This window comes from Bacillus oleivorans (genome assembly GCF_900207585.1).
Classification (GTDB): Bacteria; Bacillota; Bacilli; order Bacillales; family JC228; genus Bacillus_BF; species Bacillus_BF oleivorans.
Genome location: NZ_OAOP01000001.1, coordinates 479,941 through 502,075, shown reverse-complemented (window position 1 = coordinate 502,075; position 22,135 = coordinate 479,941). Strand labels below are relative to the sequence as shown.

21 protein-coding genes are annotated in these 22,135 nt (G+C 39.8%); 1 reads left to right on the top strand and 20 read right to left on the bottom strand.

Annotation, left to right across the window (positions count from 1 at the left end; all coding sequences use genetic code 11):
- Positions 1–205: 205 nt before the first annotated feature.
- The 5 genes from CRO56_RS02400 to CRO56_RS02380 all read right to left on the bottom strand — a co-directional run bounded on the left by CRO56_RS02400 (position 206) and on the right by CRO56_RS02380 (position 5,168).
- Positions 206–982, bottom strand: a complete 777-nt coding sequence (locus CRO56_RS02400) for a transposase (protein WP_097156986.1) — start codon at positions 980–982, stop codon at positions 206–208.
- A 377-nt stretch (positions 983–1,359) separates the two neighbouring features.
- Positions 1,360–2,370, bottom strand: coding sequence for a FecCD family ABC transporter permease (locus tag CRO56_RS02395; protein WP_097156985.1), 1,011 nt, complete (start codon positions 2,368–2,370; stop codon positions 1,360–1,362).
- Positions 2,367–3,368, bottom strand: a complete 1,002-nt coding sequence (locus CRO56_RS02390; RefSeq protein ID WP_097156984.1) for a FecCD family ABC transporter permease — start codon at positions 3,366–3,368, stop codon at positions 2,367–2,369. The genes CRO56_RS02395 and CRO56_RS02390 overlap by 4 nt, the downstream gene beginning before the upstream one ends.
- A 68-nt stretch (positions 3,369–3,436) precedes the next feature.
- Positions 3,437–4,372 (bottom strand): iron-hydroxamate ABC transporter substrate-binding protein, encoded by a 936-nt coding sequence (locus tag CRO56_RS02385; protein ID WP_097156983.1) that lies wholly within the window; start codon positions 4,370–4,372, stop codon positions 3,437–3,439.
- Entirely contained in the window at positions 4,323–5,168 is an 846-nt protein-coding gene (locus CRO56_RS02380) for an ABC transporter ATP-binding protein (protein WP_097157205.1), read from the bottom strand. Before CRO56_RS02380 ends, CRO56_RS02385 begins: the two co-directional genes overlap by 50 nt.
- Positions 5,169–5,423: 255 nt before the next feature.
- On the opposite strand from CRO56_RS02380, the gene CRO56_RS02375 reads away from it, so the two are divergent.
- Positions 5,424–6,473 carry an NAD(P)/FAD-dependent oxidoreductase gene (locus CRO56_RS02375; RefSeq protein WP_097156982.1) on the top strand — a complete coding sequence of 350 codons (1,050 nt, stop codon included), beginning with the start codon at positions 5,424–5,426 and terminating at the stop codon, positions 6,471–6,473.
- Positions 6,474–6,541: 68 nt separating this feature from the next.
- Here CRO56_RS02375 and CRO56_RS02370 read toward each other — a convergent pair whose 3' ends face one another.
- The 15 genes from CRO56_RS02370 to CRO56_RS02300 all read right to left on the bottom strand — a co-directional run bounded on the left by CRO56_RS02370 (position 6,542) and on the right by CRO56_RS02300 (position 22,120).
- Complete coding sequence (locus CRO56_RS02370) at positions 6,542–7,657, bottom strand: NAD(P)/FAD-dependent oxidoreductase (protein WP_097156981.1); 1,116 nt, start codon at positions 7,655–7,657, stop codon at positions 6,542–6,544.
- Between the two features lie 227 nt (positions 7,658–7,884).
- The gene (locus tag CRO56_RS02365) at positions 7,885–8,889 is read right to left on the bottom strand and encodes an ABC transporter ATP-binding protein (RefSeq protein WP_097156980.1); all 1,005 of its coding nucleotides are present in this window, start codon (positions 8,887–8,889) and stop codon (positions 7,885–7,887) included.
- Positions 8,886–9,878 (bottom strand): ABC transporter ATP-binding protein, encoded by a 993-nt coding sequence (locus CRO56_RS02360; RefSeq protein ID WP_097156979.1) that lies wholly within the window; start codon positions 9,876–9,878, stop codon positions 8,886–8,888. The genes CRO56_RS02365 and CRO56_RS02360 overlap by 4 nt, the downstream gene beginning before the upstream one ends.
- 16 nt (positions 9,879–9,894) lie before the next feature.
- Positions 9,895–10,821, bottom strand: coding sequence for an ABC transporter permease (locus CRO56_RS02355; RefSeq protein ID WP_097156978.1), 927 nt, complete (start codon positions 10,819–10,821; stop codon positions 9,895–9,897).
- Positions 10,822–10,832: 11 nt separating this feature from the next.
- Entirely contained in the window at positions 10,833–11,750 is a 918-nt protein-coding gene (locus tag CRO56_RS02350) for an ABC transporter permease (RefSeq protein ID WP_097156977.1), read from the bottom strand.
- A gap of 105 nt (positions 11,751–11,855) precedes the next feature.
- On the bottom strand, positions 11,856–13,412 hold the full coding sequence (locus CRO56_RS02345) for an ABC transporter substrate-binding protein (protein ID WP_097156976.1): 1,557 nt from the start codon (positions 13,410–13,412) through the stop codon (positions 11,856–11,858).
- 57 nt (positions 13,413–13,469) lie between these two features.
- Positions 13,470–14,813, bottom strand: coding sequence for a M20 family metallopeptidase (locus CRO56_RS02340; protein ID WP_097156975.1), 1,344 nt, complete (start codon positions 14,811–14,813; stop codon positions 13,470–13,472).
- 107 nt (positions 14,814–14,920) lie between these two features.
- Positions 14,921–15,994 (bottom strand): NAD(P)/FAD-dependent oxidoreductase, encoded by a 1,074-nt coding sequence (locus CRO56_RS02335; protein ID WP_097156974.1) that lies wholly within the window; start codon positions 15,992–15,994, stop codon positions 14,921–14,923.
- Between the two features lie 6 nt (positions 15,995–16,000).
- Positions 16,001–16,330: a (2Fe-2S)-binding protein gene (locus tag CRO56_RS02330; protein WP_097156973.1), complete on the bottom strand. Its 330-nt coding sequence runs from the start codon at positions 16,328–16,330 to the stop codon at positions 16,001–16,003.
- 25 nt (positions 16,331–16,355) lie between these two features.
- On the bottom strand, positions 16,356–17,444 hold the full coding sequence (locus CRO56_RS02325; protein ID WP_097156972.1) for an NAD(P)/FAD-dependent oxidoreductase: 1,089 nt from the start codon (positions 17,442–17,444) through the stop codon (positions 16,356–16,358).
- Positions 17,434–17,760 carry a (2Fe-2S)-binding protein gene (locus tag CRO56_RS02320; protein WP_097156971.1) on the bottom strand — a complete coding sequence of 109 codons (327 nt, stop codon included), beginning with the start codon at positions 17,758–17,760 and terminating at the stop codon, positions 17,434–17,436. The genes CRO56_RS02325 and CRO56_RS02320 overlap by 11 nt, the downstream gene beginning before the upstream one ends.
- A gap of 33 nt (positions 17,761–17,793) precedes the next feature.
- Positions 17,794–18,513: a GntR family transcriptional regulator gene (locus CRO56_RS02315; protein ID WP_097156970.1), complete on the bottom strand. Its 720-nt coding sequence runs from the start codon at positions 18,511–18,513 to the stop codon at positions 17,794–17,796.
- Between the two features lie 180 nt (positions 18,514–18,693).
- Entirely contained in the window at positions 18,694–19,647 is a 954-nt protein-coding gene (rbsB, locus tag CRO56_RS02310; protein WP_097156969.1) for a ribose ABC transporter substrate-binding protein RbsB, read from the bottom strand.
- A 36-nt stretch (positions 19,648–19,683) separates the two neighbouring features.
- Complete coding sequence (locus tag CRO56_RS02305) at positions 19,684–20,589, bottom strand: ABC transporter permease subunit (protein WP_097157204.1); 906 nt, start codon at positions 20,587–20,589, stop codon at positions 19,684–19,686.
- A gap of 28 nt (positions 20,590–20,617) precedes the next feature.
- A complete protein-coding gene (locus CRO56_RS02300) occupies positions 20,618–22,120 on the bottom strand; it encodes a sugar ABC transporter ATP-binding protein (protein WP_097156968.1) in 1,503 nt (500 codons plus the stop codon).
- Between the last annotated feature and the right edge of the window lie 15 nt (positions 22,121–22,135).

Below are 22,135 nucleotides of genomic sequence, written 5' to 3'. Positions count from 1 at the left end.
AGTGCGGATGAACCGAAGCATGTGCCCACCTTATATCCGAATTTAATGTCTTTCTCTCATTATATGCTTTGACCCAGGTCTATTTCTTTAGTTTTTGAAGCAGAGGGACGTTTCTAATATATTCGTAAGGAAAGAAAACAAAGTTATGGTGCTTACCTGTTCAAAAGAGCGATACGGAATGAAACAGAAGAACCGTCCCTCCGATTCATGCCCTATTAATAAGCGAGGGGGAAACACCTAGGATTCTTGCGGCCTGGCGAAGTGAAAGTCCGTTGATTTCTTTAATTTTTCGTAACACTCTGGTTCGTTCCGTTTTAGGCAGGCTCTTTACTTGCGCGATTTCAATAGAACCTAGTGAATTTTTGATTTTTAATCCCGCTTCTTTATCTGTCATTCTCCTCCAGGTATCTTTATCCTCCAGGTAGCTATCATTATCAGGCATCTCATTAAATTCTTTGAATCTTTCTTTTGCAACCGACGGATTAACAGAGAAGTGACTCAGGATATATTCTTGATCTAATAAATTTTCTGAAACAAGACTTTTACCGTAGTACCCGCGGCAGCTGCTCCATTTCCAGTCATCCACCCTTTTCACGATCCCGGCTTTTACCGGATTTTGATGGATATAACGCGTGACTCTTAGTAAATAAGGGTATGTTTCAACAATCTCACTTCTGAACCGATCCTGAAACAGATGACCATTCGTATGGTACTTCCAGTTATAGTGCCAAACATAGCTCACACCGATTCGCTTCATGGTGACTGAAATATTTTCGCTACCCTCTTTTACAAGCAGATGAACATGATTATTCATCAAACACCAGGCATAGATACTCATATCAGATTGAATTTTATATTTTTCAAGAATGTTTAGAAATATATTACGATCATAATCATCGTGAAATATCTCCTGCTTATTTGCACCTCTTAGCATGATATGATATATACCACTATTACTTTTGACCCTGGCAACCCGGGGCATTCTATCACCACTATTCTGATTGGATATTTGTGAAACATGGGGACGGTTCTTGCGTTTCAAAAGAGATAATGAAACAGAAAACCGTTCCACCAATTACATTTAAAAGAGTTGAAACAGTCTATTGGAATTTGTAAGTGTAGTTTTTTACATAATATAGAAGATATTTTAAGAAGGAAATTACTCTTAGTGGGGCTATGCACACGAAGATATAAGTAACTATTTTTGAGATTTTAATTACATCATCCTTTCTATTAAATGAAAATGTGAACCGTCCCCTGCTTCTATCTTATACTAGATTCCAAAATTTTCAATAAAAACATGGGGACGGTTCTTGTGTTTCAAACGAGAGGATGAAACGCAAGAACCGTCCCTCCGTTTCACTTAAGCTTTAACAACAAATAAATAAAATACGGGGCGCCGATGAGGGCGGTCATGATTCCGGCTGCGATTCCTTCTGGGTCTGCGAGGTTTCGGCCGATGGTGTCGGCGAGTAATAGGAGCCAGCCGCCAAGAAGAATGGCAATGGGCAAATACAGTTGGTGCCGCCTGCCAACCAGGGCTTTGGCTATATGTGGTGCCATGAGTCCTATAAAAGCGATGCCTCCCGTGACAGAAACGGCAGCGGCTGCTAAAGCCACGGCTGTTAAGAGAAGCATAAACCGCTCTTTTCCAATCGAGACGCCTACACCCATCGCGGTTTCCTCATGCAAGCTTAATAGATTTAATTGATGGGCCTTCAATAAAGTAAACGGAATCAGAATGATCAGCCATGGAAGTAATGCTAGAATAAAAGGCCAATCTGTCCCCCAGATACTTCCTGCTAACCATTTTGAGATAAAATCAACTTTTTCCCGCTCCGAAGAGGAAATCAAGATCACCATCGTGCCGGACATTGCCATCGAAAAGCCGACCCCTACTAAAATCAACTTTACTGGCTGAAAACCGACCCGTTTGCTGTATGAAAATAAAAAAATCAAGCATGCAATCAAGAGTGCTCCCACAAAAGCCACAACTGGAAGCAAATAGATAAACGACCCCGCATCGATTGGAAAATACAAAAAGAATACGGCAATCGCAACACCCGCACCAGAATTGATTCCGATTATTCCCGGATCTGCTAAGTCATTTCGAGTAATGCCCTGAAGGATGGCACCCGATACAGCAAGAGCCATACCAGCTAGCAATGTAATTAGAATTCGAGGTAAACGAATCGAAAATAAAACGAATTCCTCTTTGAAGGTGCCCTCTCCCAGAATCGTCGGGAACAGCCGATCGAATGATAGAGAAGCGTATCCGATCGACAAGCTAATAACTGCAGTCATTACAATCAGTACTAAAAACCCAAGCATGAGAAATCGCTGTTTTTTTACTAAACTAGGATGAATCATGAGAACGCCTTCCCTCCTTTACGGACAATGAATAAAAAGAAAGGAAGTCCCAACATGGCTACAATCGCTGGAACCGAGGTTTCAAAAGGAGCATTCAGATTTCGTCCCAGCGTATCCGCAATCAGCATAAATGTAGCTCCCAATAGGGCTGCCATCGGCAATACAAAGCGGTAATCGGTTCCGACAATCGCCCGAACAATATGAGGAATCATCAATCCGATAAACGCTAGATTTCCAACTAATGCCACCGAAGCCCCCGCCAATATAATGACAATGATAAACAAAGCGTATTTAATCTGGGTGATTTTTTGACCCAATCCAATCGCAAGCTCTTCATTTAAGCTAAGAATGGTTAGGTGTCTGGATAGGAAAAGGGAAATCACAATACCCACAACAATGAATGGCACTACAACCCCAAGCTGACTCCATGTTGTGCCAATAATCCCGCCGGCACTCCACATCGACACTTCCTTTGAAATTTTAAAAAAAATTCCGACTCCCTCTGCAATCGCATAAAGAAATGCAGAAACGGCAGCTCCCGCTAGCACGATCCGAAGCGGTGAAAATCCTCCTTTTGTAAAGGCGCCTATACTAACAACCATAATCGCACCAATGGCGGCACCTATAAAACAAGCAATCATGATCGCAAAGTAATTGGCTACTGGAATCAAGGCAATCGTTACAGCTAGGGCTGCATTCGCACCTGCTGTTAAACCAAGCAACCCAGGGTCTGCTAAAGGATTTCTTGTTAACCCTTGCATGATCGCACCTGCCACTGATAGTCCGGCACCGACAAACATAGCCCCCACTTCCCGTGGCAATCGGATTTCCCGGATCATGACAATCGTGTCTGTCTTCACATTAGATACAAGAGCAAGCCACACTTCTTTTACACTGGTATCGGCCGCTCCAAACACCATTGAAATACAGAACGCCGCTATAAAAAGCAGGAAACAAGCAATCATTTTATATACAAATGTCAATTTCTTTATGTTCATGACGAATCAACCAATCTTTTTTATAGATAGTAGAAGAGGAATTCCTTTAAAAGAATTCCCCTAAGCTATTACTTTCCAAGGAACGACTGCTTAAAAAAGTCGAGCTGAAATTCTAGAGTAATAGGATCATTAAAGTAAAATTCGTTTGCATTGGCCACAAATACTTGACCATTTTTTACAGCCGGAATATTTTTAAACGTTTCAGACTCCATAAATGAACTTGCCTTATCGTCCGTTTTACTTACGACGAGATAATCTCCGACGAACTCAGGAAGCACCTCTAAAGATAATTGATAATAGCCTGGCTTTAATGCGGTTTCTTTTACTTTTTCAGGCATTTTCAGTCCCATTTCCTGATAGAGAATTTCAGTTCCGCGTCCCCAGTTCTCACCAAAAACATAAAGCTCTTTGTCAAAGTTTTCGATCACTGTTACCGTTGCATCTTCACCGATTTTCGCTTTAATTTCCTCTCCAGCTTCTTTTGCACGTTTTTTAAAATCATCAACCCACTTCTGTGCTTCTTCTTCCTTATTTAAGAGCTTTCCAATCTCTAAATGCTGCGTTAAATAGTCCAATTTTCCATAAGTAAACGTAACAACCGGAGCAATTTCTTTTAATTTATCAATGTTTTTCGTATTAGAAAGTCCAATAATAAGGTCTGGCTCCAGTTCAATGATTTTTTCTAGACTTTCATCTGTAACCTCTTCCACTCCCTCTAACGGGTAGCGCGGATTCATTTTAGACCAAGAATCAACGCCGACAAGAGGGACATCTAAAGATAAAACATTCCCAGCAAAAGTCGAAAGTACAATAACACGCTGCGGGTTAGTCGGAATCTCTACCGGACCATTTTCCGATTGATATATAAACGTGTCAGATTCAGAAGATTGAGTATTGCTGTTAGTCGCATTTTGATCTGTTTTCTCTGACGGTTGGGCTGTGGTCCCGCAAGCGCTAAGAGTGAGAGCCAACAAGAGCAGAAACGTGATTTGCAGTTTTTTCATTTTCGTTTCCTCCTTTTAAAAGATTGTAAGTTATACACATAGGTTTCTGAGTTCGGGGATCTCTTCCTATTTCAGCGTCGATTTGAAAAACAGTTCTTAATACATCTCGTGTGATGACCTTTTCACTAGCTCCCGCTTTAACGATCTGGCCATCTTTTAGAGCAATTATGTAATCAGCAAAGCGTGCAGCCTGGTTAAGGTCGTGAAGAACCATGACAATAGTTCTCCCTTGTTCCTTATTCATCTTTTGTAAAAGTTCAAGTACCTCAAGCTGGTGGGCCATATCTAAATAAGTCGTTGGTTCATCCAGAAAAATCATGTCAGTCTCTTGTGCGAGGGACATCGCAATCCAAACTCGCTGACGCTGACCACCCGACAAGGCATCCACGGATTGATATTTAAACTCTGAAATGCCCGTAACCTCTAGGGCCCAGTTAATTACGTCCATATCCTTACTTGTTAAGCGGCCAAATCCCTTTTGGTAGGGATAACGTCCATAGGAAACTAACTCCCCTACTGTAAGCCCGGTCGCACTTTCAGGTGTTTGCGGCAGGATGGCAATTTTTTTAGCCAGTGCTTTCGTACTCTCCCGAGAGATACTCCGTCCGTCAAGGATGATAGCTCCCGCCTGATGCGGAATAACACGAGTCATCGCTTTTAATAGAGTCGATTTTCCACAACCATTGGAACCTATGATTGTAGTAATCTTTTTGTCTGGGATTTCGATACTCATATCCCGGACAATTAAACGCTCTCCATAGCTAATATTAAGGTCCTCTGTGTATAGACGAGCCATCATACCGAAGCCTCCCATAAAAAATTTAAGAATGATATTGATAATCATTATCAATATGAATTACAATGACAATATAATCTAATTGAGAATCATTGTCAATAATGATTTGAAACATGGATGAAACATGGATGAAACATGGGGACGGTTCTTGTGTTTCAAATTTGATGAAACATGAGAAACATAGGGACGGTTCTTCCGTTTCAAAAGCAAAAATGAAACAGAAGAACCGTCCCCCCGTTTCGAGGAGTGAGAAGGATGAGAAAAGCGGAATGTTTTGATGTGACGATTATTGGTGGAGGTCCGGCTGGTCTTTACTCTGCTTTTTATAGTGGACTTCGCGAAATGAAAACGAAAATTATCGATGCCCAGCTACAATTAGGGGGAAAACTGCACATTTATCCGGAAAAAATGATTTGGGACGTTGGGGGGCAAACACCCATCACAGGTGCAAGATTAATAGAACAGTTAGTTGAACAGGGTCTAACCTTTCAGCCAGAAGTAGTCCTAAATGAAAAGATCACTTCTATTTCACGCAACGAAGATGGGCTGTTTGTTCTGAAAGGCTCTTCGGGACAAGAACACATTTCAAAAACCGTTATCGTGGCAGTGGGAAGCGGAATCTTGAAACCGCAAAAGCTTCAAATCGAAGGACAGAGTCTCGAAAAGGTTTCGAACTTACACTACACCGTTAAATCATTGCAATATTTTAAGAATAAAGTGGTCATCGTTTCAGGCGGAGGAAATAGTGCGATTGACTGGGCCAATGCGTTAGAACCAGTGGCTAAAAAGGTCTACGTTACACACCGTAGGGCTGGTTTATCGGGACATGAATCGCAGGTTACACAGCTATTAAATAGTACAGCTGAATGCTTTTTTAACACATCGATAACAAGATTATTAACTTCAGAAAGTGAAGATTTAATAGATCAAGTCGAATTAACTAATCATGCCTCAGGGCAAGTTTTCTTCTTAGCCATAGATGACGTCTTAGTTAATCACGGGTTTGAACAAGATACCTCCCTGCTTATAAATAGTGAGTTGGATATTAAAATGATTGAAGATTTCTACATAGCTGGAAATGCGACAAGTGAAACTTCTGTTGAAGGCCTTTACGCAGCTGGAGATATTCTAAAATTTGACGGAAAGCTGAATTTAATTGCTGGTGCCTTTCAAGATGCAGCCAATGCCGTGAACAAAGCCAAACAATACATCCAACCCGATGCTACAGCATACGCGATGGTGTCCTCTCACAATGAAATGTTTGATCAGCGAAATCGGCAAATCGTGAAACAAATGTTGGGGTGAAACAAAGGGACGGTTCTTGCGTTTCAGAAGTAATGATGAAACACAAGAACCGTCCCCCCGTTTCATAATCAGACATTTACACTGTTTCTAAATGGATTACAAGGACTGATATCAACTTCGACTTCTTCATTTAATGCTAATTGTGCTGCTAGTTTTCCTATGTATGGACCGATAGTTAATCCGGATGCACCAAGTCCTGTAGCAATGATTATTCCTTCGATTGAAGGCACATGTCCGAATAACGGTAAGTAATCTGGACCGGTCGGTCGAAATCCAATCCTGATGTCATGAAGTGTACTGTCTGACAGACCCGGTGCTACTGATAACGCCTCATCCAACACTTCTTTGAGTCCAGCAGCAGTAACACGATAGTCAAATCCAGAACCGGTTTCTCTTGTTGCTCCAACAACTACTCGATCATCAAAAGATACTAGATAATGACTGCTTTGCGGAAGAACGACCGGCCAATTGGATGTATCTTGACCTGGAAGCGTTAAATGTACGATTTGTCCCTTTTGGGGTTCGACCGGAATACTTATGCCAAATGGCTGTAATAATTCTGAAGCCCACGCTCCCGCTGCAATTACAACAGCATCCGCTGATAACAATTCATCATTTACTTTTACGCCGGTTACTTTTCCGTTTACCACTTCAAGCTTTGCTTCACCGGTATATTGTACAACCCCATGTTTTTGCGCTGCTCTTTTCATTGCATCCCTTAAAAATCGTCCATCTACTCGTGCTGCTCCTGTCACATGGATAGCTCCCAGATCCTCTCTTAAAGGAGGAAACATCTTTCGAGCTTCTTCCGGTGACAAGCGGCTAACCTCACCAACGGCAGGTGTGTCAGCTTGACGTTTTCTTACCTTGTCTTCAATTCTATTCAATTCATCTTCATCATTACTTACGGTTAGTGCACCTACCATCCGATATCCAAAATCATGTTCACCATCCTCTTTCAGCCGGGAAACTAGTTCTGGATAGTAACAGGCTCCGCCTTTGGCAAACGTATACCAATCTTGATTATCTACTCTTGAAATCCAGGGGCAGACAATTCCCGCACCCGCTGCAGTCGCCTGTCCCTCATGAAATTTATCAACCAAGACAACGTCCGCACCCTTTTTAGATAAATGATAAGCTGCACTTGCTCCAACAATTCCCGCTCCCACAACAATTATTCTCATTCTAAAAAATCCTTTCTATATATTATTTTGGGTGAATCATAGGGACGGTTCTTTCGTTTCAGAAGTAAAGTGAAACACAAGAACCGTCCCTCCGTTTCAAGAAGCAAGGTGAAACACAAGAACCGTCCCTCCGTTTCAAGAAGCAAGGTGAAACACAAGATCCGTCCCTCCGTTTCAAGAAGCAAGATGAAACACAAGAACCGTCCCTCCGTTTCACCTCCGTTTCATTAACTTAGAGGGTAATGGCAGGCTACGAAGTGATTCGGTTTTACTTCGTTGAATTCTGGTTTTTCGTGTTTGCATCTTTCAGCGGCAAATGGACATCTTGAGTAAAATCTGCATCCTTGTGGCATATTTGTTTGATCGGGTAGGTCGTCTTCTAAAATAACTCTATTTTTTCTATCCCTTAATGTTGGGTCTGGTACTGGTACGGCTGAAATGAGGCCGCTTGTATAAGGATGCATGGTATGACTAAAAAGCTCTTCCTTTGAGGAAAGCTCTACCACCTCGCCCATATACATCACAGCGATTCGATCACTAATATATTTTACTGCCGGAATACCGTGTGCAATAAAGATATAGGTTAATTCAAATTTTTTCTGTAACTCAATCAATAAATTTAAAATTTGCGCTTGAATCGATACATCTAATGCTGAGACAGGTTCATCACATATAATTAACTTTGGTTTCAAAGCCAGTGCTCTTGCAATACCAATTCTTTGTCTCTGTCCTCCACTAAATTCATGGGGATATCGGTTGGCAAAAGAACGATCTAAACCAACTGTTTCCATTAACTCATAAATCTGTTCTTCTAACTCCTTCCCCTTTGCTACTTTATGAGTCCGAAGCGGTTCGGCGATAATATCAAAAACTCTCATTCTCGGATTTAACGAAGAAAATGGATCTTGAAAAACCATTTGGATATCTTTTCTTATTTTTTGCAATTCCCGTTCTGGAAGTTTTGTAATATCTTTTCCATCAAATATGATTTTTCCTTCCGTAGGTTCTAATAAACGGATGATCGTATTCCCTGTCGTTGACTTTCCGCATCCCGATTCACCTACAATCCCTAATGTTTCCCCTTTTTTCACGTAAAAATCAACGCCATCCACAGCTTTTAGAAACTGTTTCGTTTTTCCAAACAAACTAGAAGAGGTAGGAAAATATTTTTTTAATCCTTCCACCTTCAGTAAACATTCATCAGATTGTTTTTCTTCATTTATTACCTTCATCCTTTTGTCACCTCATGTTCTTCATGAAGCCAGCACCTAACTTCTGATCCGCCCTCAATTTGAAATAATGGTGGCTCTTGACTCAGACACTTTTCCGTTGAAAAGGGACATCTCGGATGAAATTTACAGCCAGTTGGCATTTCAAATGGACTAGGTACATTCCCTTCAATTGATTCTAATTGATCCTTTAGGTGATGAATTTTTGGTGTGCTGTTTAATAATCCTTTCGTGTAGGGATGCTTTGGGTTTTTAAAGATTTCAAATACACTGTTTTGTTCTACGATTTGACCCGCATACATAACAATTACACGATCAACCATTTCCGCAACAACACCTAAATCATGAGTGATTAAAATAATGGATGTATCGTATTCTCTGCTCAATTCTTTCATCAAATTTAAGATTTGAGCTTGAATGGTAACATCTAATGCAGTGGTTGGTTCATCTGCAATTAATAATTGAGGGTGACAAGATAAAGCCATTGCGATCATAACCCTCTGCCTCATTCCGCCGCTTAGCATATGAGGAAAAGAATAGTAGTGTCTTTCAGCTCTTGGTATTCCCACCCTTTTTAACATTTCAATCGTTTTTATCTTTGCTTCCTCTTTATTTACATTTTGATGCAGTCTGATCGCTTCTGCTATTTGGCTCCCAATCGTAAATACCGGGTTCAGTGAAGTTAGAGGCTCTTGGAAAACCATCGAAATTTTGTTGCCTCGAACTTTCCTCAATTGTTTTTTATTAAATTTTGTTAGATCTTGTCCCTCAAATAAAATCTCACCCTCAATAATTTTTCCTGGTTCATCAACTAATTGGAGAAGAGATAGAGAGGTAACACTTTTTCCGCAGCCTGATTCACCAACGATCCCTACCGTTTCTCCCTTTTTAATTGAAAAAGTAACACCGTTTACAGAAGGGACAACTCCATGTTCAGTAAAAAAATACGTGTGTAAATTTTTCACTTGTAACAGCGTTTCTGTTTCGCTCATTGTTCCTCATCTCCTTCTACTTACGCCCTTTTATTCTTGGGTCTAAAACATCACGAAGCCAATCACCTAAGAAAATGATGCCAAGAACAGTAACGGTAATGGCAATACCAGGAAATGTGGCAAGCCACCAATTTGTCGCTAAATAATTTCTACCGTCCGTTAGCATTCCTCCCCAAGAAACATCAGGAGGCTGTATCCCTAATCCTAGGAAACTTAAAGAGGCTTCTAGAATAATAGTGGTAGCAATACTTAGAGTCGAAATAACAATGAAGGAGGACACAATATTAGGAAAAATATGTTTTAGCATAATCGTTCTGTTTTTCGTACCAATCGACTTTGAAGCCTTTACAAATTCACGTTCTTTTATACTAAGCACTTCTCCTCTTACTACCCGTGCATAAGTAACCCAATTTGTAAAACCTATGACAATGACTAAAACAAAAATACTAGGGTCAAAGACTGCCAGGACCACTAATATAAACAAAATGCTAGGAATAGCAAGAAACGAATCTACTATTCTCATTAATACATTGTCAATCATCCCGCCATAATATCCTGCGATGATACCAACGATAATTCCAATCAGCCCTGCCAAAATAACAGAAAAAACGCCTACTAACAGAGATACTCGAGTACCATACAAGATCCTGCTTAAAATATCTCGTCCAAGATTATCTGTACCCAGAATGTAAGCAGAGGATCCACCATCTAGCCAAAAGGGCGGCTTTAACATATCTTGTAAATTATTTTTAACAGGATCATGTGGAGCAATTACATCTGCAAAAATTGCTGTAAGTATGACGAGAAGAACAATGATAAAACCGACCGTCCCTGTTTTACTTTGTAATAAAAGTTTCCCCCAACGCCAAAATGCTCTCGGTTTCTGCTTTACATTTGTATGATTAGTCTCAACCAATGATGATGTCTTGATTTTTGCTTCCACAATTTCACCACCTATGAATACTTAATTCTTGGATCTAATAATCGATAAACAATATCAGTAATCAGGTTAATGATTATAACTAAAAACGCGATCACAAAAACGGCTGCCTGAACAACTGCCATATCTCTGCCATTTACAGCTTGCACTAAAAGCTGGCCTAAGCCTGGCCAAGAAAATACAGTTTCTGTAATAAGAGCCCCACTTACAAGATGTGAAATTTGGAGTGCGGTGATGGTTACCACTGGAATAAGTGAATTTTTAAATGCGTGTTTAAAAACTACGAACGTGTCACTGACACCTTTACTTTTTGCCGTTCGTATATAATCCTGGTGTAAAATTTCTAACATACTTGAACGAATTAGCCTTGTCATTTCAGCAGCAATCCCTGTGCCCAACGTAATCGCTGGTAATACTAAATGCGCCATGCTGCCCCTTCCTGAGACAGGAAATAACTGATAGTTTACTGCAAGCATCAGGATAAGCATGATACCTAACCAAAAGTTGGGCATTGCTTTTCCAAGAACAGATCCACCTGTAATAAATAAGTCAACAAAACTATTTCTTTTTCTAGCTGAAAATATACCAAGAGGAACGGCAATAACAATCGCGACGACCATGGATGCTGCAGCGAGTTCAAAAGTCGCTGGAAGCCGTTCTAATACCAAAGGCAAAGCTTCTTGATTATAACGAAAGGATGTTCCAAAGTTACCGCTAGCTAAATCACTAATAAAATGAAAGTATTGATAAATAAAAGGTTCATTAAGACCTAACGCTTCTCTTAATGCTTCCCTATCCGCTTCAGAGGCATCTTCTGGCAGCATTAAGGCAACTGGATCTCCCGCTAAATAAACTAAAACAAAAACGACAAAAGAAATGATAAACAAAACCGGGATAATTTGTAGTAATCTCCTGACCAGAAACTTTTTCAAAGTAACGCCTCCCTCATAAAGTGAAACTTCAATTAGGTGATAAACGAACGGGACTAGATTCTATTTCATTTTCTAGCCCCACTCGTTTAATGGATGAATAGATTTTTATTTTGATGTAACATCCGAGAAGTTAATGACTTCATCAAGTCTTGGGGTAAAGTTTATTTTGTCACTTACTCCGTAGTTCGCATTTTGTGCGAACAAGAATATGTGTGGTCTTTCTTCTGCAACAATCGCTTGAATCTCCTGATATTGTCTGATCCGTTCCTCACTATTCAAATTTCTGCCAGCGTCATGATATAATTTTTCAACTTTTTCGTTGTAGTAATCTGTCTGTCCAGCAGCACGTTCTTTTGTATAGTGAACTAAAGAATAAGATGCATCGAATAAACCATCTGCAAGAGCAATCATAATCATATCTTCATTCTTCTTAGAGTTGTATACATCTAAAAATGCACTAGATTCTAACAGCTGCAGGTTTGCTTTGATTCCAACTTCCGCTAGCATACTAACGACTAATTGTGCTACTTCTCCATCTAATGGGTATCTGCCTTTTGGAGCTGTAAATGAAAGTTCTAATCCGTCTTCATAACCTGCTTCTTTTAGCAATTCTTTTGCTTTTTCAACATCATAGACATAAGAATTATACAAATCTGGGTTTGAACCGATTACTCCCTCAGGAACACGTGAGCGAACTGGAACGGCAGTGCCCTTTAACACAGAATCTACAATGGCCTTTTCATTAATGGCTAAATCAATGGCTTCCCTTACTTTTGGATCTGCAGTAGCATATCCTTCAGTGTGGCGTAACATTAAAAGCATCACCCGTGTTGTTTCTCCTGTTGCTAATGAAACCCCTTCTTCGCTATTAATACGCTCCCATTCATTTGGCGGGATATCTGTCGCAAGATCGACTCCACCTGTTAACAATTCCCCGACACGAGTTGAGCTTTCAGGAATAGCTCTGACAATAACTTCTTTCCATATTGGTTTTTCTCCGAAGTAATCTTCATTTGCCTCCAATACAACCCGATCATCCCGTTTCCATTCAACAAATTTGTAAGGTCCTGAACCAATTGGTTTCTTCTGAAATTCCTCTAATCCAACTTCTTCAAAGTATTTCTTTGGCAAAACATCAGATCCGCTTTTCGATAGAAGCGGCAGGATCGTTGGCATTGGACCATCCGTAATGATTTCAACAGTCAGTTCATCAATTACATTTACCTCAGAAAGTTGTGTAAAATAAGGATACTCTTTTAATGATTGGTCATTCATGACACGTTCAAGACTGAATTTTACATCCTCTGCTGTTAATGGATCACCATTATGAAACTTTACGCCCTCTTTAAGTTTGAAGTGCCAGGTTACATCATCAATATTATTGTAAGTTTCGACTAACTCTGGCTGAATTTCCATATTACTATCCCGATAAAAAAGTCTGCTAAACATATTCCTAAAGACTCGATCACCCGTTGTACTTAATGAATTTTGCGGATCCAATGTCGTTATATCCGCACTTTGCGCAATCACTAAAGTCGTTTTCTCTTCACCCGCTTCCGTATTTCCCCCATCATTACCAGATGAGGAATCACTGCTACACCCGGCAAGCGTAAGAACGGCTGCCAACCAAAGGACAAAGAAAATCTTCGATAATTTTTTCATAGTTTTTCCCCTTTTTATTTTTTATTATTTGAAATCTTCAGACTTCAAATTGTAAAACTAACTGAAGTTCTTAATAACCGCGGCTGTCATTTGGATTCCTTTCACATAATCATCGATCAAGATATTTTCATTTGGTGCATGAAAACTAGATTGAGTATTTGCCACACCAATTTGCACAGCTGGAATATTCGTCTGGTTTAACATTTTGTACATTGGGCTAGAGCCTGCTAAATTTCTGTAAATAATGGGTGGTTCTTCATATACTTCTTCAACACTTTGGAGAACAACAGAAACAAAAGGATCATTGGGATCCGTATTAAAAGGATACATACCGTGCGATTGTTTGATCTCAATATCAGTAAATCCCTTTCGATCTAAATGATTTCTTAACAATTGGACAATTTTCTCCGGTTTTTGATTCGGCACTAAACGAAAATCTAATTTCACTTTTGCGAATGAAGGCAAGACTGTTTTAGAACCTTCTCCTGTATACCCTGATTCAATTCCACAAATCGTACAAGTCGGTTCTGCTATTAATCTTTCTTTCAATTCATCCCCTGTCACATCGTTTAAAAACTGTTCAATCCCATATAATTTCTTGATTACAGCTTCGTTATAAGGAATCGATTGAATAAATTTCTTTTCGGTTTCATTTAATGGAGTAATATCATCATAAAAACCTTCTATTCCTATTTCTTCTTGTTCATTTTTTAATGTACTTAGTGCCCAAACAAGTCTCCAGGCAGGGTTCTCTATAATTGCCGCTTCTGAAGAGTGCAGGTCTGTATTAGCACCCTTACAGGATAACTCGACATAACAGATCCCTTTTACGCCTAGACCTACATGAAGACGCTTATCTTCAACATCTCTTGTCCCGCCTTCCCAAATAATCCCATCCGTTTTGAGCTTATCTGGAAATTCCTTTGCAAAATATTCTAAATGTGGACTTCCAATCTCTTCTTCACCTTCGAAGACAAATTTAAGATTAATGGGCAACTCACCATACACTTGCTGGTATGCATGAACTGCACAAATTCTTGCAATTAAGTTTCCTTTATTATCCGCTACACCTCTAGCAAAGATCTTTCCATCTCTAATTTCTGATTGAAAAGGGTTGCTTAGCCACTGATCAATCGGGTCTTCGGGTTGAACATCATAATGATTATAAAAAGTAAGTGTTTTTTCTTTATTACTTAATAATTCACCATAAATAATCGGAAAACCATTAGTAGGAAGTTCCTCAACCTTTGCCCCAATCTTTCCGAGAAATGCTTTTACGAGCTCCTTCATTTCAAGCATTCCCCGATTTTGTGCAGATACACTTGGCTGATTGCATGCTTCTATTAACCAACTAATATACAAATGCTGATTCTCTTCGATATATTGAAATACTTTTTCCAATTCGATTCCCCCTTCCATTTACTATCAATTTCCTTGATAAAAAATATAATATTATAATATTATATTTTTTATTTTGAACTTTTTTGGTCAGACTTTTCAGATCTCTTTTATGCAAATCTGTTAATTGAATAACGTTCAATTGGTATTGAAGTATCACCGTCTATCAGTAGTTCCGTTATTAATGTCCCAATAAGCGGGGAAAGCGTCACACCACTATGGGTGGCTGCCACATATAGATTTTCTATCCCTGGTACTTCCCCAAGAATAGGAAATCCATCCTCCGGCATAGCTCGAATACCTGAAAAAGCTCGAACAATTTTTGTTTTTCTTAAAGAAGGAACATAATGAATAGCCATATTAGCCGTTTCCTGAATCACATCAAGCGTTGTTGAACGGTCAAATCCAGCCTTCTCCATGGAGTAACCGATTAAAACCTCTCCATTATTCGCTTGTCTTAATCCGCTAATTGTAAAGTTCAAGAAGGGTTTTAACGGTTCTGTGACAAGAATTTGTCCTCTTAGCTGGTTTACAGGAATGTTGATTCCAATCATTTTTCCTAGCTCTTTCGACCAAGTGCCACCAGCAAGAACAAGATTTTTACATACATAGGTTTCCTTGTCAGAAGTAACTATAAATTTCCCTTTAACCTTTTGGATGTGGGTAACTTTATTATAAGTAGAATATTGAACTCCATTTTTCTTTGCAGTCCTCATATACATGTCAACTAGACGAAATGGGTTGACGTTTCCGTCAATTGAGCTATAAGTGGCTCCCGCAACATTTGGATTAATATACGGCTCCTTTTCCAATACTTCTTCTCTAGACAATACCTTAATTTTAATTCCTATTTTCTGATATGAATCTGCAAGCAGCTTAGCCTTTTCTCGATCTTTCTCATTGAAAAATGGAGATAGTCCTCCAGTTCTTTTATATTCCACGTCACCAATTTTTTTTGACAAATATGGATATAATTCTGCACTGTACATACTAAATTCTGCATACCATGAGGGAGTTTTATTATGTACCCATACCCAAGCCTGAGTAGATCCCGATGTTCCTGACATTGGAAATTTCTTATCAAGTACAAGAACGCCTTCTTTATATCGTTCTGAAAGGTGATAAGCAATACTGCTTCCGATAACTCCTCCTCCAATAATGATGGTTTCAAAGCTGGTTTCCAATTTCTTTCACCCCCCCTTCTCAACATTCAATTCCACCTCATCCAATACTGATTTTACGGCAGAAAACGTTGAATTTCCGGTCGACAATGTTTCAATTTTTATAGGGGAAATTGGCATTCTCATCCGGGGTAGTGGAATAGCCGAAAAAGGAATCTTTGTCTTTTGATGAATAATGGCAGCAACCAGTGAAAAACATATTTTCCCCTGACATGGTCCCATACCACATCGGGTAAGTCTTTTTATATCATCATGACTTCTCGCTCCATGTTCAACTACTTCTTCAATTTCTTCATAGCTTATTTCTTCACACCGACAAATGACGATTGTTTTTTCCAACTATTTCACCTCCTAGTTTCTTAATTTAAGAGATAAATTGATCTTCGATGAGCGGATTAGTAAAGTTTTCGATATGGTTCTTTCTACCTTCCCAGGCAGCCGGATGATGTTTTGTTTCTAAAAGCTCTAATTCTTCCCAACAAGATATCCTTATTTGCTCTGCTTGTTCCTTATGTATTGCATTCATTACTTCGCAAATGCTAATTCCAGCTATCTTTGCCGTTAAAAGTAATACACCATGTGTACTAATTCCTGCTGCATTTCCAGCTAAAAACACATCTTCACGATCTGTTTGGAAATAGTTATTATACTGGGGAATCCATCCTCCCAGCTTTTCTTGATAACCGAAGGAACAACCTAATTGATAAAAAATATCTAGAATAGGTGTTCTTCCGCCATCTACACAAACTAAATCTACTTCTTTCGTTATAAGCTCATCTTGTTGTTGGATATCAACTTCATTTATTTGGCCAACCCCTTTTGCTTCCTTAATAAAAGAATTTAAATAAAAAGGGACACCCATTTTTTTCACTTGTTCTACCTTTTCTTGATCTCTTGCAACAAGTTCGGAATTGTTTTCAACAATGCCTTTTATGTTCACTCCAACCTCGAGAAGCTGGATGGTTACATCCATTGCAAAATCACTTGAGCCAACAATCAACCCTTCCTTTCCAGGAAGAACAAAATCTTTATTAACTAATGTTTGAGCTGCACCAATTGTCATTACACCCGGCAGTGTCCATTTTGGAAAAGGAACAGCCCCTTCGGCAGCCCCCGTAGCAATAACTATTTTCTTCGCTTTTACAGGAAATACATCCTTTTCATCTGTAATACCGACGCTCCCGTCTTTATATAATCCAATGACCCGATGGCCAAGCAGATATCGAATTGGAAAAGCATTTATTTGTTCAGTTAACTTCTTTGCCAATTCAAACCCCCGCATCGGATGATATGAAAATGGCAAATTTCGAATAACTTGGGTTTGCTGATTTAATTGACCACCTAATAAAATGGATTCATCAACAATCGTTACATCCAGTCCTTTAGAAGCTGTTTCCAACGCTACCACAAGTCCTGCCAGGCCAGCTCCAATGATAAGAACGTCAGTCTCCATGGTTGGGCCCACTCCTTACACTTGGATCTTCATCGTTGGGAAATATCTGCATCCCTTCTTCAACATGTACCATACATGTACGAACGTGGTCTTCCCCATTAACTGTCATATAGCAACTGCAGCATCTCCCGCGAGAACAAAAGAGGCCTCTTGGTTGAACAAGCTTTCTGCTTAATCCTAATCTCTTTATGCCATTTGCCATGAGTGCTGCAGCGACTGATTGCTGTCTATATGCTTTTAAAGGGATATTATTAAAATAGATAGTAACAGATTCTTTAAGCTGTTCCCCAAAAACGGGATGCTTTTCAATATGCATAAAAACACCTCTTTACCTACCTTAGGCACCTTTTTAAAAGAAGACCTCTGTATAATATGTTTCTTTATCTTGGCGAACATAAAATTTCGAGTACTCAATAATTTCTTCTTGTTTTGTATAAGTAAACCTTTCCCATTCAAACACTGCAGTCCCGGGTTCAATATCTAGTAATTCAGCTTGTTCATCTTGTACAATATATGGCTTGATAAACATCTTGGCCCTTCCTAGCGATATATGAAACTTTGTTTTAAGAATGTTATAAATAAGGTCATTATTTATATCGTTAGAGGTCAAATCAGAGCATTTATCATATGGCAGATAGGTATATTCCAATGCTCGCGGTTCACCATTTTCAATTTTTATTCGTTTTATATGAATTACCTTTGCACCGTTTTCCAAACCTAACTTCTTAGCAATCTCCTGGTCCGAATTCTCAATAGTAAAGGTTATTAATTCATGCGGGTACTCTAAGGCTTCCTCGTTTGTCAAAGAAATGAGAGTATTGATATTTTGTTCATTTAAAGCCCCCGATACGAATGTCCCTTTTCCTCTTTGCCGATATACATAACCTTTATTAACTAGCTCTACAATCGCACGTTTCACTGTAATCGTACTTACATTAAAGAGACTAGATAAATCTTGTTCAGTGGGTAATTGATATCCAATTTCCCATTGGCCCGTTTTTATTTTCTCCTCTAAAATTTGTTCAACTTGTCGATATAGAGGAATATGTAAGTTTTTGTCTAATTGCATTTTAATCCACCCTTATTATAATATTATAACTTTATAATATTATAACATTTTGTTGATCAGATTGTTAATTAATAATTTACGACTTTAAAGCATCAATTGTCAATACATTTTAGAAAATTTAAAATTATAAAACGAAGGGACGGTTCTTGCGTTTTGAAACGCAAGAACCATCCCCCTGTTTTACTCCGTTACTAATTCCAACTCTACTGGAATAAAATCTTCAACACTTTCTCCGCTCAATACTTTTTGAGCTGTTTCGACGCCCATGGCACCGATTTGTTCAGGTTTTTGGGCTACGGTTGCTAGCATTCTGCCTTCCCCAACTGCAGCTACCGCATCATCAGTGGCATCGAAGCCGACGACGATGACATCAGTCATACCAGCTGCTTGAAGAGCTTCGATTGCACCTAGCGCCATTTCGTCATTGTGAGCGAATACGGCTTGGAAGTCAGGTGTGCTTTGGATGATGTTTTCCATTACAGATAGACCTTCGGCACGGTCAAAGTTAGCTGTTTGTTTAGCAACTACTTCAATACCATCAGCCGCCCCAACGGCTTCGTTAAAACCTTGGCCGCGTTCACGTGCAGCCGATGAACCTGGGATACCCTCTAGTTCAACCACTTTACCAGAACCGCCAAGTTTCTCAACAATCAATTCTCCTGCCATTTTACCGCCTGCTACGTTATCAGACGCGATATGAGCTACAACTTCTCCGCCTTCTGCACTACGGTCAACCGTAATAACTGGAATGTTAGCATTATTTGCTGATTCGATCGCAGATACAATCGCTGCAGAATCAGTAGGGTTAATGATTAATAGATCGACACCTTGCTGAATTAAATCTTCAATATCACTAACTTGTTTAGCTGGGTCATCTTGTGCATCAGCTGTTGTAATTTCTAAACCTAATTCTTTCGCCTTTGCTTCTGCTCCGTCACGTAATGTTACGAAGAAAGGGTTGTTTAAAGTAGAGACGGATAAACCAATTGTTTTGGTTTCACTTGAATCTCCGCCCTCGCCATTTCCTTCATTACCGCTTGAGCTGTCACTGTCCGCTGGAGAGTTTAAAGAACAAGCACCTAAAAGGAACATAACTAATAACAAGCTGAAAAACTTTAAAACTTTCTTTTTCATAAGAGCTTCCCCCTAAAATTTTTTTAAAGATTTATATTAAGCGGACTTCTTGCGGTCTAATAAAACTGCGAGAAGGATGACTCCGCCTTTTACCACCTGTTGATAAAACGATGAAACACCTAATAAGTTCAATCCATTATTTAAAACTCCGATAATCAGGACACCGATTAAGGTACCGACAATTCTACCTCTCCCGCCAGACAGGCTTGTCCCGCCAAGGACAACCGCAGCAATCGCATCCAATTCATAGGATGTACCCGCGGTAGGCTGGGCTGAGTTTAGCCGGGATGTTAAAATAATTCCGGCTAACGCGGCCATAGCACCCGAAATCGTATATACACCAATTTTAATCCCATCTACCTTTAAACCTGATAAACGGGAGGCTTCCTCATTTCCGCCAATGGCATAAACACCTCGGCCAAATGTGGTTTTACGCAAAACAACCATGAGTATAGCAAATGAAATTAACATTAAAATAACTGGAAATGGAATCCCCAAGAAGTACCCTTTCCCGATCATTTGGAAGGATACGGCATCAGATAAACCAGTGATCGGCCGGCCTTCCGTATAAACGAGCGTCAAACCTCTAAATATAGTCATGGTCGCAAGGGTTGCGATAAACGGAGCTACCTTTCCTTTTGAAATAACCAATCCGTTGGCAGCCCCCATCAAGGCACCCAACATAACGCCAAGCAGGACCGCCATCATCGGGTCCATTCCACCTACCATAAAACCAGCTGTTAGCGCAGAGGATAACGCGAAAATAGAACCAACCGATAAGTCAATGCCCCCGGTTAAAATAACGAAGGTCATCCCGAACGCAATCAAACCATTAATCGAAACCTGACGTAAAACATTCAGGATATTATCTACTGTTAAAAAATTGGGGCTCATAATGGTAAGCACCACAACAATTAAAAGCAGACCAAGTAATGGACCCATTTTTTGTACGATTTTTTTTGCAGCCAAGTTAATTCCCCCCTGTCGCTGCCGCCATAATTTTTTCTTGTGTGGCTTCTTCTCTGTTTAGAATGGCAGCAATTTTTCCTTCATGGATCACCATAATCCGATCAGACATGCCCAGAATCTCAGGCAGTTCTGACGAAACCATGATGATCGAAACACCATTTTCCGTGAGCTTATTCATAATTTCATAGATTTCTTTTTTGGCGCCAACATCAACGCCTCTTGTAGGCTCATCCAAAATAAGAACTTTCGGTTCAATTCCGAGCCATTTCCCGACAACGACCTTTTGCTGATTCCCGCCGCTTAGCGATTTCACGGTTTGCTCACGGCCGCTTGTTTTAATTCTTAATTTTTCAATCAGCTCATCTACAAATGATTCTTCTTTTTTCCTTTGCATGACGCTGCTTGATGACACTTTCTTCAAGTTTGGCAAGCTAATATTTTCCCGAACCGATAACCCTAAGACGAGGCCCTGACCTTTCCGATCTTCCGTGACAAACCCAATTCCGTTTTTAATCGATTGTTTCGGTCCTTTAATCGGCAGCTTCTGGCCATCTAGATATAAAAATCCTTTTGATCCTTTACGGGCACCGAATAAACCTTGCATAATTTCGGTTCGCCCTGCTCCCATTAATCCGGCCACCCCAAGGATTTCACCTTTTCGAACCTCAAAGTTGATATCTTTAATACGGTCATCAACATCGAGATTCTCTACTTTTAACCGAACATCACCGGGCTGAACCGTTCTTTGCGGGAATCGCTCACCTAATTCTCGGCCCACCATCATTTTCACGATTTCTTCAAAATTCGTCTCCTTGATGTTTTTCGTGCCAATCGACTGACCGTCCCGCAATACTGTAATCCGGTCACACATCCGGAAAATCTCTTCCATTCGGTGTGAAACGTAGACAATCGAGACTCCTTGTTTCTTCAATTGCTCCATCACTTTAAACAGTGCCTCAATTTCGCGGTCGGTCAGTGCGGCAGTAGGCTCGTCCATGATTAATACTTCACTTTTTTGCGAAACTGCCCGCGCTATTTCAACCATCTGCTGTTCCCCAACGGAACAGTCCTCTATCACTTTTTTCGGATCCAATTGAATCCCTAAAGCTTTTAATGCTTGTTCAGCCTGCTCAATCATTTCTTTATTTTTTAAAAATGGTGTTCTTCCGTAAGTTGCTTCTTTCCCAAGAAAGAAATTTTCCGCAACGGTTAACGGGGGAACTGTATTTAATTCCTGATGGATGATGGCGATCCCGGCTTTTTCAGCTTCTTTCGGATTTTTGAATGCGATTTCATTTCCTTTGTAAAAAATCTGGCCCTTATCTTTGTTATGGATCCCCGTTAAGATCTTTATTAAGGTAGATTTGCCTGCCCCGTTTTCACCCATCAGTGCATGAATTTCACCAGGGTATAAATCAAAGGAAACGCCCGTTAACACATTTACATTAAAGAACGACTTGTGAATATCAGCCATCTTGATAATAGGTGTCCGTTCTTCCGTCATATCCCTCACCTCATT